The organism is Rugamonas aquatica, assembly GCF_009380215.1.
In the GTDB taxonomy this organism is placed as follows: Bacteria; Pseudomonadota; Gammaproteobacteria; order Burkholderiales; family Burkholderiaceae_D; genus Rugamonas; species Rugamonas aquatica_B.
Genome location: NZ_WHUG01000005.1, coordinates 453172 through 466153 on the forward strand (window position 1 = coordinate 453172; position 12982 = coordinate 466153).

At 64.1% G+C, this 12982-nt stretch carries 11 protein-coding genes; 5 read left to right on the forward strand and 6 right to left on the reverse strand.

The genetic code is table 11. The features are described from left to right. The first annotated feature begins 8 nt into the window (after positions 1–8). Together GEV02_RS15980 and GEV02_RS15985 are read left to right on the forward strand one after the other, a co-directional pair. Entirely contained in the window at positions 9–641 is a 633-nt protein-coding gene (locus tag GEV02_RS15980) for an energy transducer TonB (RefSeq protein WP_152838918.1), read from the forward strand. 134 nt (positions 642–775) lie between these two features. Beyond that, positions 776–1333, forward strand: coding sequence for an outer membrane beta-barrel protein (locus GEV02_RS15985; RefSeq protein ID WP_152838919.1), 558 nt, complete (start codon positions 776–778; stop codon positions 1331–1333). 49 nt (positions 1334–1382) lie between these two features. On the opposite strand, the gene GEV02_RS15990 is transcribed toward GEV02_RS15985, so the two are convergent. The 5 genes from GEV02_RS15990 to GEV02_RS16010 all read right to left on the reverse strand — a co-directional run bounded on the left by GEV02_RS15990 (position 1383) and on the right by GEV02_RS16010 (position 7590). After that, the gene (locus tag GEV02_RS15990) at positions 1383–2453 is read right to left on the reverse strand and encodes an ABC transporter ATP-binding protein (protein ID WP_152838920.1); all 1071 of its coding nucleotides are present in this window, start codon (positions 2451–2453) and stop codon (positions 1383–1385) included. 27 nt (positions 2454–2480) lie between these two features. After that, entirely contained in the window at positions 2481–4256 is a 1776-nt protein-coding gene (locus GEV02_RS15995; protein ID WP_152838921.1) for an ABC transporter permease, read from the reverse strand. A gap of 85 nt (positions 4257–4341) precedes the next feature. After that, complete coding sequence (locus tag GEV02_RS16000) at positions 4342–5430, reverse strand: ABC transporter substrate-binding protein (protein ID WP_152838922.1); 1089 nt, start codon at positions 5428–5430, stop codon at positions 4342–4344. A gap of 32 nt (positions 5431–5462) precedes the next feature. After that, positions 5463–6434: a tripartite tricarboxylate transporter substrate binding protein gene (locus GEV02_RS16005; RefSeq protein WP_152838923.1), complete on the reverse strand. Its 972-nt coding sequence runs from the start codon at positions 6432–6434 to the stop codon at positions 5463–5465. Between the two features lie 88 nt (positions 6435–6522). After that, positions 6523–7590 carry a porin gene (locus GEV02_RS16010; protein WP_152838924.1) on the reverse strand — a complete coding sequence of 356 codons (1068 nt, stop codon included), beginning with the start codon at positions 7588–7590 and terminating at the stop codon, positions 6523–6525. 229 nt (positions 7591–7819) lie between these two features. Here GEV02_RS16010 and GEV02_RS16015 point away from each other — a divergent pair, with 229 nt between their 5' ends. The 3 genes from GEV02_RS16015 to GEV02_RS16025 all read left to right on the forward strand — a co-directional run bounded on the left by GEV02_RS16015 (position 7820) and on the right by GEV02_RS16025 (position 10467). Further along, positions 7820–8542, forward strand: coding sequence for a response regulator (locus GEV02_RS16015; RefSeq protein ID WP_152838925.1), 723 nt, complete (start codon positions 7820–7822; stop codon positions 8540–8542). Positions 8543–8544: 2 nt separating this feature from the next. After that, positions 8545–10056, forward strand: coding sequence for a sensor histidine kinase (locus tag GEV02_RS16020; protein WP_408014852.1), 1512 nt, complete (start codon positions 8545–8547; stop codon positions 10054–10056). Between the two features lie 69 nt (positions 10057–10125). Further along, positions 10126–10467: a ribonuclease E inhibitor RraB gene (locus GEV02_RS16025; RefSeq protein WP_070357759.1), complete on the forward strand. Its 342-nt coding sequence runs from the start codon at positions 10126–10128 to the stop codon at positions 10465–10467. A gap of 70 nt (positions 10468–10537) precedes the next feature. Here the strand turns inward: GEV02_RS16025 and GEV02_RS16030 are convergent, their stop codons facing one another. Continuing rightward, positions 10538–12961 carry an ABC transporter permease gene (locus GEV02_RS16030; protein ID WP_152838926.1) on the reverse strand — a complete coding sequence of 808 codons (2424 nt, stop codon included), beginning with the start codon at positions 12959–12961 and terminating at the stop codon, positions 10538–10540. Positions 12962–12982 lie beyond the last annotated feature (21 nt).

Here is a 12982-nt window from a genome sequence, read left to right on the forward strand (position 1 = left end):
AGCACTGTATGCACCAGAAAAAGAATCTCACCGGTCTGACGGTCGTGGCCGTTCTGCACGTGGCGCTGCTGGCCGCCTTCCTGCATGGCTCCAAGCTGACTGTGTTCAAGGTCAAGGAATCGGTGATCGACCTGATGCCGACCGCGCCCGTGCCGCCGCCGCCCAAAGTGCTGCCGCCCGACGTGCCGCTGCCCAAGCTGGCTCCGCCGGATATCTTCGTGCCGCAGATGGAAACGCCGGTGGTGCCGACCAACCCGCCGCCAGTGACGGCGCACCCGCTGACGGATCAGCCGCCGGCCCGGCCGGCGCAGGCCGGGATCGCCGAACCTGGCGAGAAAACAGTGGTCAAGGCGGCGCCGCTGCTGGTGGCGGCCGTGGTGGATAGCAAGGCCTGCGCCAAGCCGGACTATCCGAAGAGCGCGCTGCGCAACGGCGACACCGGCACCGTCACCCTGGCCCTGCTGATCGGCACCGATGGCCGCGTGGCTGATTCGAAAGTGGAGAAATCCAGCGGCTTCCGCGACCTGGACCGCGCCGCCCAGGTCGGCCTGGGCCTGTGCAAGTTCAAGCCCGGCACGCTGGACGGCGTACCCCAGCAATCCTGGACCAGGATGCAGTACGTCTGGAGCCTGGATGATTAAGCTAGTTTGAGACGACTTGCCGGATTTAGTACCAAACTGTATAATGTTGCCCTTGCGAAACGAAATGCCCGGTTTTGGCCGGACATTTCGTTTCGCTTTTTTAGCCACTCAATTTAGCCACTACAGGAAACACAATGAAAAAAATCACCATGATCGCAATGATCGCAGCTCTGGCCGCTCCACTGGCAGTTCAGGCTGAAGGCTACTACGTCGGCGGCAACATCGGCCGTGCCGAACAAAAAGCGGACGTCGGTATCGCATCGTTCAAAGAAAGCACCACCGCTTACAAGCTGGTCGGCGGCTTCAACTACAACACGAATTTCGGCGCAGAAATCGGCTACGCAGACCTGCGTGAAGTATCGGTTTCGGGCAACGGCGCAACGCTGGCCTCCAAGCCATCCGCTCTGTACGTCGCCGCCACCGGCACCCTGCCACTGAACGAACAGTTCTCGCTGTTCGGCAAACTGGGCGTTGCAACCGCCCACGAAAAAGTGACCGCCAAATACGGCAATACCTTCGAGTCCGGCACCGAAAACCGCACCACGCCATACATCAGCGTCGGCGCAGCGTTCGCGCTGAACAAGCAAGTAAGCTTCGTTGCTGAATACGAAAACTTCGGCAAAGTCGCCAAAGACGGTTCGGCCAACATCAAAGCCGACATGTTCTCGGCCGGCGTGCGTTACAGCTTCTAAGCTACCCCGCAGCGCATAAAAAAAGCCGGCTGATGCCGGCTTTTTTTCGTTAGAACACCCAGAGCTTGTCGGCCGGCAGTTGCAGCCAGTACTTGCCCGCCTCCAGCCTGTGCTTGGAATAGGCGCGCAAGCTCATCTCCGGCCCGCCCTCGCTCTTGAACAGGCACTCGAAGCGGTCGCCCAAGTACATGCAGGTCAGCAGCGGCAGCTCGATCGCGTTCTCCACCGGCGTGGCGCTGACCTTCACTTCCTCCACGCGGATGATGGTCGACGGCTCGCCGCCGCCCACGCCGCGCGCGACGCCCTGCAGCTTTGCGCCGCCGATATCGAGCATGACGTTGGCGCCGTCGCGCTGCACCACCTTGGCCGGCAGGCGGTTGTTACTGCCCATGAATTCGGCGGTGAACAGCGTGTCCGGCGTTTCGTACATGCTTTGCGGCGTGCCTTGCTGTTCGATCTTGCCGTTGTTGAGCAAGAGGATGCGGTCCGAGATCGCCATCGCCTCGGCCTGGTCGTGCGTGACCATCAGCGCCGACAGGCCCAGTCGCACGATCAGCTCACGCAGGAAGGCGCGCGCTTCCTCGCGCAGCTTGGCGTCCAGGTTGGACAACGGCTCGTCCAGCAAAATCACCGGCGGGTTGTACACCAGCGCGCGCGCGATCGCCACGCGCTGCTGCTGGCCGCCCGACAGCTGGTGCGGGAAGCGCTCGGCCAGATGGCCCAGGCCCAGGTTCTTCAACACGTCCGCGACCTTGTCCTTGATCTCGCTGCTGCCCATCTTGCGCAGCTTGAGGCCATAGGCGACGTTGTCGAACACCGTCTTGTGCGGCCACAGCGCATACGACTGGAACACCAGGCCCAGGTTGCGGTGCTCGGCCGCCATCTCGAAGTTTTTCGCACCGTCGAACACATTGCGGTCACCGATGGCGATGGTGCCCTGCTTCGGACTTTCCAGACCGGCCACCGCGCGCAGCAGCGTGGTCTTGCCGCTGCCCGAAGGCCCGAGCAGCGCCACCACTTCGCCCTTTTGCAGGTGCATGGACACGCCCTTCAGAATCTGGTTGGCGTGGGCGCCGGTGCCGTAGTCCAGGTGCAGGTCGTTGACGGTCAGTTCATTCATGATGAGGTCTCGTTTCATAATTTTTTATTAGTTATGCAGCTTCACGCCAAAGCGCAGGGCGACGCCCAGGCCGATGGCCACCAGCGAAATATTGATGAACGATAGCGCCGCCACCAGGTCGGTGGAGCCGGTGGCCCACAACGACACCAGCATCGCGCCTATCACCTCGGTGCCCGGCGACAGCAGGTACACGCCGGTGGAATATTCACGTTCGAAGATCAGGAACACCATCAGCCACGCGCCCAGCAGGCCATACTTCACCAGCGGCACGGTGACATCACGCGTGACCTGGCTGCGCGATGCGCCGACCGCGCGCGCCGCTTCCTCCAACTCCGGCCCCACCTGCAGCAGCGCGGTGGAGATCAGGCGCATGCCGTAGGCCAGCCACACCACCGAATACGCCAGCCACAGGGCGAAGATGGTCGAGCGCACGGAGCGCAGCAGCGGTATCGCATGCTCGCTCAGCCACAGCGCCACGCCGTTGTCCATGCCCTTCAACATGCCATCGAGCCAGCTTGGGACGAACAGGAACACCCACAGGAAGGACAGGCCGGCCAGCAAGCCAGGCACGGCGCGCGGCACCAGCACGCTGTAGTCCAGGAAGCGGGTGATGCCGTCCGGCTTGCGGTGCATGGCCAGCGCGATGGCGCAGTAGCAGATCACCGCGCAGGCGCCGCCGATCACGCCGATCAGGATGGTGTTGAGGATGCCGCGCATCAGCGCCGGCTGCTCCATGATTTCGCGGAAGTGCTGCAAGGTCAGCACGTCGCGCAGGTTGACGCCCTCGCCCCAGTACTGCACGAAGGAGCGCAGCACGATGCCCGACATCGGCATGATGATGGTGAACATCAGCCAGGCGAAGATCAGCGCGAAGGCCAGCCATTTCCATTTACCGAGCGGCATGGCCTTGGAACGCGCGCCCTTGCCCTTGATCGAGACGAACTTGTTGGCCGACTTGAGCAGCCAGCGTTGTATCATCACCAGCGGCATCGTCACCATCACCAGGCAGACGGCGACGGCGGCCATCAGGTGGTAGGACGGCGTGCCCAGTTTGTTGGTCAGCTTGTACAGATAGGTCGCCAGCACCAGGTGGCCTTCAGGATCGCCCAGCACCAGCACCAGGCCGAACACCTCGAAGCCGAGGAAGAACACCAGCACGGCGGCATAGGCCAGCGCCGGCGTAATCATCGGCAGCGAGACGTTGAACATCACCTGCAGCGGCGAGGCGCCGGTGACGCGCGCAGCTTCCTCGACGTCGGAGCCCAGGCTTTTCAGCGCGGACGAGGCGTACAGATAGACGTGCGGCACATGGGTCAGACCGGCGATCACCACGATGCTGGTGAAGGAGTAGATATTCCACGGGATGAAGCCGAGGATGTCCTTGGCCCACAGCGAGTAGAAGCCGACAGGCCCCATCGACACCACGTAGCCGAAGCCCATCACCATCGGCGAGACGAAGATAGGCACCAGCAGCATCGGCGTAATGAAGCCGCGCCCCGGCAGGTCGGTGCGTATCATCAGGAAGGCCAGCATGCCGCCCAGCGGCACGGCGATGGCGGTCAGGCCTGCGGCCAGCAGGAAGGCGTTCTTGAACGCCACCGAGAAATCGGGGTCTTCAAAAATAAAACGGTAGGCGTCCAGCCCCAGCTCCTTGGCGGGCATGAAGAACGGCGCGTTCAAAAAGCTTTGGTAGAAAATCAGCAGCAGCGGCAGGAAGATGGCGATGGCGGCCAGCGTCACCACGACGCCGCGCGTCCAGTTGATGCTGCGCCGGCCCGAGCCCGGGAGAGTCAGAGTTTGCATAGTATTTCCGATGAGGCGGATGGGATGTTGCGGCCCGCGCGGCGCGCGGCGAATGCGCGCGGCGTGCGGGCTGGCCTGTCAGCGATTACTTCTTGCCTGCGGTTTCTTTCCACTGCTTGAGGAAGGCCATGCGCTTGGCCGGCCCCAGGAACTGCAGCACGATAGGATGGACCGGCACCGGCTTGACGTTGTCCTTGCCGATCTGCTTGATCAAGTCGGCCGACGTGGTCTCGCCGGTGACGTCGGCGCGGATCGCGAACAGCTTGGAGTCGTTGGCGATGATGGTCTGGCCGCGGTGCGACAGCATGTAGTCCAGCCACAGCTTGGCGGCGTTGACGTTCTTGGCGGCCTTGTTGATGAAGAAGACGCGCGACATAATCAGCGTGTAATCCTTGGGCAGCACCACGCCGATCGACGGATCGGCCTTGGCGCGCACCAGCGCGTAGGAACCCAGCACGTTGTAGCCGATCAGGTTTTCGCCCGAGGAGATACGCTCCATCATGGTGCCGGTGGACGACTGCACGCGCACCTTGGCTTCGCCGAAGGCGTTTTCCAGTTCCAGGAACTTCGGATTCTCGCGCGCGTCCTGGGTCATGAACATGAAGCCGACGCCGGATTTCTCGATGTCGTAGGTGGTGACCTTGTCCTTGAATTTAGGCTGCGTTATCAGCTTGGCGAAGTCGGCGTGCGTCTGCGGCACTTCCTTGGCGTCCACCAGGCGCTTGTTATAGACAATGGCGGCCGGCTCGAACGTGGTGCCGTAGGCCTGGTCGTCCCAGATCGCCCAGCCGGGGATCTTGGACGCTTCAACCGATTTGTATTTGAGCGCGTAGCCGTCGGAGGCCAGGCGCATTTGCAGGTCCATCGCGGACGACCACATGGCGTCGGCCGTATTGCCGCCGGCCGCCACTTCGGAGATGAAGCGGTTGTACACCTCGGTGGAGTTCATGTCGTTGTATTCGACGGTGATGCCCGGGTACAGCGCGTTGAAGTCCTTGATCAGCGGCTGCGTGGCCTTGCTGTCGGTGGCGCCGTACATCACCAGCTTGCCTTCCTTCTTGGCGGCGTCGATGATCTTCTGGTAGTCGGCGGGATAACCGGCGGGAACCTGTGCAAAGGCCGCGCCGGCAAACAGGGTGGCGCATGCAGCGGCCAAGGTGGTTTTCAACATCATAATTGTCTCCGTCGTTATTGATATATTGGTGTTCAGCGCACCAGACCGAGTTCGGCGGCGCGCCTGCCGTAATCGTCTACGGCCTTTTTTACATATGCTGCCAGCGCATCGCCGGTCAGTCCGAATGGGAACAGGCCCGACGCCGCGCGCATCTGTGCAAACTGAGGACTGGCCAGCACGCGGTCGAAGTTCGACACCCAGTGCTGGTAATCCGCATCCGACACCTGTGGCCCCATCCATACGCCGCGGATGATGGGCCACACCACATCGATGCCCTGCTCGCGCGCCGTCGGCACATTGGCCAACACGCCCGGCAGGCGGTGCTCGGCCAGTATCGCCAGCACCCGTGTATTGCCGCCCGCCGCGTACAGCGTCGCCTCGCTGGCGTCGCCGGACACCACCTGCACGTAGTTCGCGTGCATCGCGGTGAAGGCTTCGCCGCCGCCTTCCAGCGCCACGAAGCGCAGCACCTTGGGATCGACGCCGGCGGTCTTGACCACCATCGCCATCTTCAGCCAGTCCTGGCTGCCGATGGTGCCGGAGACGCCGATCAGCACTTTTTCCGGGTGATCCTTCAGCGCCGCCACCAGCTCGCCCAGTGTCTTGTAGGGCGAATCGGCGCGCACCGCGATCATGCCGTAGTCGGCGCCCAGCGCCGCCACCCAGCGCACATCGGAAGACTTGGCCTTGCCGAACTTGCCCTGCGCCAGATTAAGCAGCGAGCCGCCCGAAAAAGCCACCAGCGTGTTCGGTTCCGCGCGCCGCTGCGACACCAGCGAATGCCAGGCCACCGCGCCGATGCCGCCCGGCAGATAGCTGATGTGCATATCCGACGGCGGCGGCTTCGGCGTGCCGCGCAAGCCCTGCAAACCCTTTTGCGCCAGCTTGCAAGTGAGGTCCATCGCGCCGCCCGGCTTGGACGGTACGATGCACTCCAGGCTTGCGGCCTGCGCTGCCGCGCACAAAAGGAGCGCGGCAATCAAAGCCAGCAAAACTTTAGTCATCTTGTGAGGTATCTTAGAACGGTGAAGCTTTCAAAGCGCTTTCAGAACGCGGCATTTTTTTACAAAATGCCGCGTTCCATTCTTCGGCTTAGAAGCGGTGCTGCATGCCGACGGTCACGCCGCGCTGGGTGTCGCCGTAGCCGGCGTCGTCACGCGACAAACCGGTCAGCTGGCCATTCTTGGCCTTGGCATAGGCAGCCGACACATGCAGGTCGGTGCGTTTGGACAGAGCGTAGCGATAGCGCGCCACGTACATGGTTGGATCGGCGTCCTTGCCGGCGGCGACGTTCTTGACGTTGACGTGGTAGATCGCGCCGGTCAGCGTGGTCACGTCGTTGGTCTTGTAGGCGATGCCGGCCCAGGTGGTGGTGGCCTGAACGTCCGGGGTCAGCGCCTTGCCGGCCACCAGTTTGTAGTCGCGAATCACGCCCCACAGTTTGACAGGACCGTCTTCATAGTTCGCGCCCAGGTGCCAGACGGTGTTCTTGTCGCGATTGCCGGTGGCCGGCACGGTGTTGCCGTTGTTGCGCTCCCAGGTCGCCATCAGATTGGCAGGGCCGATCTTGTAGACGCCTGTGAAGCCGACCTTGGCGCTGTCCTGCGCGCCGGTGGTCTGTTCGCCGGCGGCGTAGTTGGCGCCGAACTTGAAGTCGCCGGTGGAGCCGGAGTACTTGATGATGTTGTCGTACTGGGTGGTGAAGCCGTACTTGCTAGGACCGGTGGCCGGGCCCGAAGTCGCCCACGAATAGTAAGGCGCAAAGCCCATCGGGTCGAACGAGATCACGGTGTCGTACACGCTGGTGAACGAGCGGCCGATGATGACGCGGCCGAAGGCGCCTTCCAGGCCGACGTTGGCCTGGCGCTTGAACAGCACGCCGTCCTGAGCGCCGGTGTCCATCAGGATGCCGCCTTCCAGGTTGAACACGGCTTTCAGGCCGCCGCCCAGGTCTTCGGTGCCGCGCAGGCCCCAGCGCGAAGTGTTCATGCCGCCGGAGATCACACTGGTCATGCTGCCGCCGGTCGGCGTCTTGTGGTTGGCGGTTTCCACACCGACGTCCAGCAAACCGTAGACCTGCACGTTCGATTGGGCGTGGGCGGCGCCGCCGGCGGCTGCCGCCAATGCCATGATAGCGAGGGTCAACGAGGATTTTTTCATGTAGGTCTCCAGAGGATGTAGTTATTTGTGATGCCTGATCTTTGCGATCAGGCTGTCACTATAGGAGTCGCTTCCTTTCAATTGCCTTTCATTGCGTTCATTGCCACTGCGCGGCACGGATTCCTGTCGCCCATGCACCACAAATCAGGTAAGGGCTTCCCTTTTGGGGCGGCTGAGACCATGATTCTGGCCTTACACTGAACTTATTTCATATTGTTGGCAAGAATTTATGCGCATTCTGTTAGTTGAAGACCACACCGAGCTATCACATTGGCTGTCCAAAGCCCTGCGCGACGCCAATCTGACGGTGGAATGCGCCGACAACGGCGCCGATGCGGACGCCCTGCTGCACACCCAGGACTACGCGCTGCTGATCCTCGATCTGACCTTGCCGCGCATGGACGGGCTGGAAGTGCTCAAGCGCCTGCGCGCACGCGGCGGCCCGCGCGGCCAGACTCCCGTGCTGATACTGACCGCGCGCGGCGGCCTGGAAGACCGCGTGCAGGGCCTGAACCTGGGCGCCGACGATTACCTGGCCAAGCCCTTCGAACTGGCCGAACTGGAGGCGCGCGTCAAGGCCCTGCTGCGCCGCAGCGTCGGCAACGAGGCGCTGGTGCACAGCTGCGGCGCGCTCAGTTTCGACACCGTCACCCGCATGTTCACCTACGCCGGCACCGCGCTGGCGCTGACGCCGCGCGAACACGCGGTGCTGGAGACGCTGATTACCCGCTCCGGCCGCGCCGTCTCCAAGGAGAAGCTGTTCGACGAAGTGTTCGCGCTGGCGGACGACGCCAACCTCGATGCGATCGAGCTGTATATCCACCGCGTGCGCAAGAAGCTCGACATCGCTGCGCCCGATGCCGCCGTCATCACCACGCTGCGCGGCATCGGCTATCTGCTGCAACCGCGGCCCGCGTCCGCGCCTGCGCCGGCCGGCGCCAAAGGCGGCTGACGTTGGCCGAGGCGCCGCGCCGCCTGCCGCTGCTGAGCCGACTGGCGCGCCGCTTCGGGCCAAGCGCGCCGCTGGGCAGCCTGCGCGGCCAGCTGCTGCGCTGGCTGCTGGGGCCTTTGCTGGTGCTGGTCGCGCTCAACACCATCTCGGTCTACCGCAATGCGCTGGACGCGGCCGATGTCGCCTACGACCGTTCGCTGCTGGCCTCCACGCGGGCGCTGGCCGAACGCGTGTCCATCGTCGACGGCAAGGTGGTGGCGGACGTGCCTTACGTGGCGCTGGACAGCTTCGAGACCGATACGCTGGGCCGCATCTACTACAAAGTCACCGGCATCAAGGGCGAGACCGTGTCCGGCTATGCCGACCTGCCGCCGGTGCCGGCCAACGTGCCGCGCTCGGAGGCCTATCCGGCGCTGGTGCGCTTCTATCACGCCAACTACAACGGCCAGCCGGTGCGCATCGCCGCGCTGCTGCAACCGGTGTACGACGATTCGATGCGCGGCATCGCGCTGATCCAGGTCGGCGAAACGCTGGAGGCCAGGCGCGGGCTGTCGAACCAGATCCTGTTCGATACGCTGGCGTGGCAGGCCTTGCTGCTGCTGGCGTTGACGCTACTGGTGTGGTTCGCCGTGCGGCTGGTGCTGCAACCGCTGATGCGGCTGAAGATCGCGGTAGAGACGCGCAAGCTGAACGACTCCTCCGATGTCGATCCGACGCTGGTGCACAAGGAAGTGAGGCCGCTGGTGGCGGCGATGAACAGCTCGCGCTCGCGCTTGCAGATTTTGATCAGCAGCCAGCGCCGCTTCATCGCCGACGCCTCGCATCAATTGCGCACGCCGCTGACCGTGCTCAAGACCCAGGCCGAACTGGCGCTGCGCGAATGCGACCGGCCGAACGCCGATCCGCAAGCCACGCGGGCGGCGCTGCGCGAGATCGTCCACAGCATCGCCGCCACCACCGATTCCACCGTCAACCTGGCCAACCGCCTGCTGACATTGGCGCGCATCGAGCATGGCGGCGACGCCGACGGCGCGGCGGCCCAGTCGGAACCGGCCTCGCTGCGCGACATCGCGCGCCAGGTGGGGCTGGAGATGGCGATGGCGGCGGTGGCCAAGCAGATCGACCTGTCGCTGGAGGCGGACAGCGAATGCGTGGTGCAGGGCCAGGCCCTGCTGCTGCATGAGATGATCGCCAACCTGGTGGACAACGCGCTGCGCTACACGCCGCAGGACGGCACGGTGACGCTGCGGGTGCGGCCTGGCGCGGGCGCGGGCAAGGGCGGCGTGGTGCTGGAAGTGGAAGACAGCGGCCATGGCATCGCCGCCGCCGAGCGTGAGCGGGTCTTCGCGCCCTTCTACCGGGCCGCCGCGACGCTGGAGCGCAATCCCGGCGGCGCGGGCCTGGGCCTGGCCATCGTCCGCGACATCGCCACCCTGCACGGCGCCAGCATCACGCTGGACGAAGCGACCGGCGGCCAGGGCCTGAAAGTCACCGTAGCCTTCCCCCATACCTGACCCACCCCGCCGCTGCGGTAAAATACGCGCAACCGCATTAGCGCTACAGCACCAACCAAGGATAAGTACATGATTACCAAAGAAGACATGGTCGAGCTGTTTGCCGACATGAAGCAGAACGCACCGTGGGATATTTCGAAGCCGCTGTTGTGGGGCTACTTTTTCGCCGACCCGACCAAGAGCAAACTGGAAGGCGTCTCGGCGCTGCTGAAGGCCAAGGGCTATCAGATCGTCGGCATCTACGACTCCAAGCCGGAAGCCAGCGTACCGGCACTGTGGTGGCTGCACGTTGAGAAAGTCGAGCACCACACCGCCGATACGCTGCACGTCCGCAACCAGGAACTCTACAAGTTCGCCGAAGAGCACCAGCTCGAATCCTACGACGGCATGGACGTCGGCCCAGCCGTCTGATTCCCGCCGCCCGGCGCCTCCGCGACAGCCCTCCTGTCCATCGGCCAGCTGCTTCTGCTGCGCGGCGAAGCTACAGAGTGCGCAACGCTACCGCAGGCACCAGCCGGCTCGCCTTGACGGTCTGAGTCAACGTCGCCCCCAGCGCAACGACCAGGATCACGAGCAGCGCGGCCGCCAGCGGCAGCATGCCCAGCGGCGCCAGTTCGACAAACGTCGCCAGGTAGACGCGGCTCGCATACCAGGCGACGGGCAGGCCTGCCGCCGCGCCTGTCGCCGTCAACAGCGCGAACTCGCGCGCGATCAGCAGGCCGATGGCGCGCGCGTTGGCCCCGTGCAACTTACGGATGACGATTTCGCGCTCGCGGCGTTGCACCGTGCAGGCGGCAAGCACATAGATGCCGAAAGCAGCGATAGCAATCGCCATCACACTGCCAACCCCAAGTAATTTGACGAAGCGGACATCCTCGGCATAGCCCTGCGCATAGTGGCCATAGGCGCGGCGCACGTCTATCACGTCGTTCGGAAAATACTGCCGCAGCAAGCCGTTGGCGGTTTCCGCCAGCGCGGCCACGTCGCCGCTGGTGCGCGCCGTCAGCACCCCGACCTCCGTGCTGGTGGAATAGATGACGGCGCGAGTAGCCTTGTGCAGTCCCTCAAGCTTGATGTCCGGCGCCACGCCGACGATGGTGGCGCTGTTCGCGCCCAGCCTGACGCTCTTGCCGATGGCTGCTTCCGGCGAGGCGAAGTGCAAGGGCCGCAGCGCGGCGGCGCTGATCACGATGTTGTCCTGCGCGTCGGCCTGGTCGCGGCGGCTGTCGAACAGGCGGCCGGCAAGCGGAGCTATGCCATACACATCGAAGAAATTCGGCGTCACCGGCCGTGCGACGATGCTGGCGGAAGTGCCGTCGTCACGCGTGACCGTGTAAAAGCGCCCCGTGAAACCTACGCCAAGCGGGCTCTGTGCGCCAGCCACGCCGTCAACGCCAGGCGCCTGCGACAGCGCAGCGCGAAAGCCGGCCGCCTCACGCGTCGACAGATTGGCCGGCAGATTCACGACCAGCAATGGATCGGCGTTGAAGCCGGGATCGGACTGCATGGCAAACCGGGTTTGGTAGGCGATGGTCAGCGTCACGCCAGTCAGGCCGATGGCCGCCGCAAACTGCAGCACCGTCAGCAGGCGACGCATCGACGAGGCGCCGACCGTCTCGCCTGCGCCCCGGCTGGCCATCGCCTCCGGCGGACGCACCCGCAGCGCCACCCACAGCGGATAGAGGGCGGCAACCAGTCCCACCACCACGCCCAGCGCCAAACTCCACATCAGCATCGGCAGCGTGAACAGTTGGTCCACCTTGCGGTCGACGAGCGCGATGAACACCGGTTGCAGCAAGTAGGCCATCAGCAGTCCCAAAGCGGTCGCCAGCAGCGCGACGAGCAGCGACTCCGCCAGGAACTGCGCCGCCACCCGGCCGACGCCCGCACCCAATACCTTGCGCACCGCGACCTCACGCCTGCGCTGCAAGGTGCGCACCGTGGCGAGATTGACGTAGTTGATCGTCGCCAGCAGCAGGATCAGCAACGCGATGCCGGCCAGTCCATAGACGGCGCGAATGTCGCCATGCTCGCTGCTGTCGGGCGAGCCGGCAGTATCGGCATCGAAATACATGCCGGACAAGGCGCCAAGGCGGATCTCGGCCACGGCCTGGCGTCCCATGCGCGCCTGGTCTTCGGCCGACATCTCGTGCACCAGCGGCGACTTGGCGGCCGCGTCCTGCATGATGCGGCCCAGCACCGCCGCCGAGGCGTTGGGCTTGAGCTTCACGTAGATCTTGGCATAGATAAAGGACCATGACTGGAACAGCATCTTGCGCTCCTCGGCCGGCCACAGCGTCGTTTCAATGCCCACCAGGCCGTTATAGCTCACCGTGGAATTGGACGGCGGATCGGGCAGCACGGCGGCCACCGTCAGCGTTTTTCCGGTCACCTGCAAGGTCCGGCCCAGCACATGCTCCCGTCCAAACAGCTTGAGCGCCATGCCACGCGTGAGCGCCACCATATCCGGCTGCGTCAACGCCTTGTGCAGATCGCCTTCCAGCGCCGCGACGCCAAAGATCTGTTCAAAGCCGGGATGCGCCGCCGCCAGTTCCACCGCCTCGGCCAAGGGGCCGACCTTGGCCGTCACCTTCATCGCGTTCAGGGCGGTCGCGCTCTCGACCTGGCCACTGCGCAGCGCCACCTCCATCAACGGCAAGGGCGCAAGTTCGAACCACTGCGGCTTGGGAATCAGGTTGTATTTGTACTTGACCAGAAATATGCGGTCGGCATCCGGCACCGAGGCGTCATAGCTCGATACATAGCGCACATACGCGAGCATCAGCAGGCACACGCCAAAGCCGATCGACAATCCCAGGATGATGACGGCCGAGTAGCCGGGCTCCTTGGCGAGCAGACGCAGGCCGATACGAAAATCGCGCAGGTTGATCATGAGCGCTTGCACATGGAGATTTTCCTTGGATTG

What these genes read in the sequence shown, in the direction of transcription:
- GEV02_RS15980 (WP_152838918.1), top strand. Translation starts at nt 9, where the DNA reads ATGCACCAGAAAAAGAATCTCACCGGTCTGACGGTCGTGGCCGTTCTG.
- GEV02_RS15985 (WP_152838919.1), top strand. Translation starts at nt 776, where the DNA reads ATGAAAAAAATCACCATGATCGCAATGATCGCAGCTCTGGCCGCTCCA.
- GEV02_RS15990 (WP_152838920.1), bottom strand. Translation starts at nt 2,453, where the DNA reads ATGAATGAACTGACCGTCAACGACCTGCACCTGGACTACGGCACCGGC.
- GEV02_RS15995 (WP_152838921.1), bottom strand. Translation starts at nt 4,256, where the DNA reads ATGCAAACTCTGACTCTCCCGGGCTCGGGCCGGCGCAGCATCAACTGG.
- GEV02_RS16000 (WP_152838922.1), bottom strand. Translation starts at nt 5,430, where the DNA reads ATGATGTTGAAAACCACCTTGGCCGCTGCATGCGCCACCCTGTTTGCC.
- GEV02_RS16005 (WP_152838923.1), bottom strand. Translation starts at nt 6,434, where the DNA reads ATGACTAAAGTTTTGCTGGCTTTGATTGCCGCGCTCCTTTTGTGCGCG.
- GEV02_RS16010 (WP_152838924.1), bottom strand. Translation starts at nt 7,590, where the DNA reads ATGAAAAAATCCTCGTTGACCCTCGCTATCATGGCATTGGCGGCAGCC.
- GEV02_RS16015 (WP_152838925.1), top strand. Translation starts at nt 7,820, where the DNA reads ATGCGCATTCTGTTAGTTGAAGACCACACCGAGCTATCACATTGGCTG.
- GEV02_RS16025 (WP_070357759.1), top strand. Translation starts at nt 10,126, where the DNA reads ATGATTACCAAAGAAGACATGGTCGAGCTGTTTGCCGACATGAAGCAG.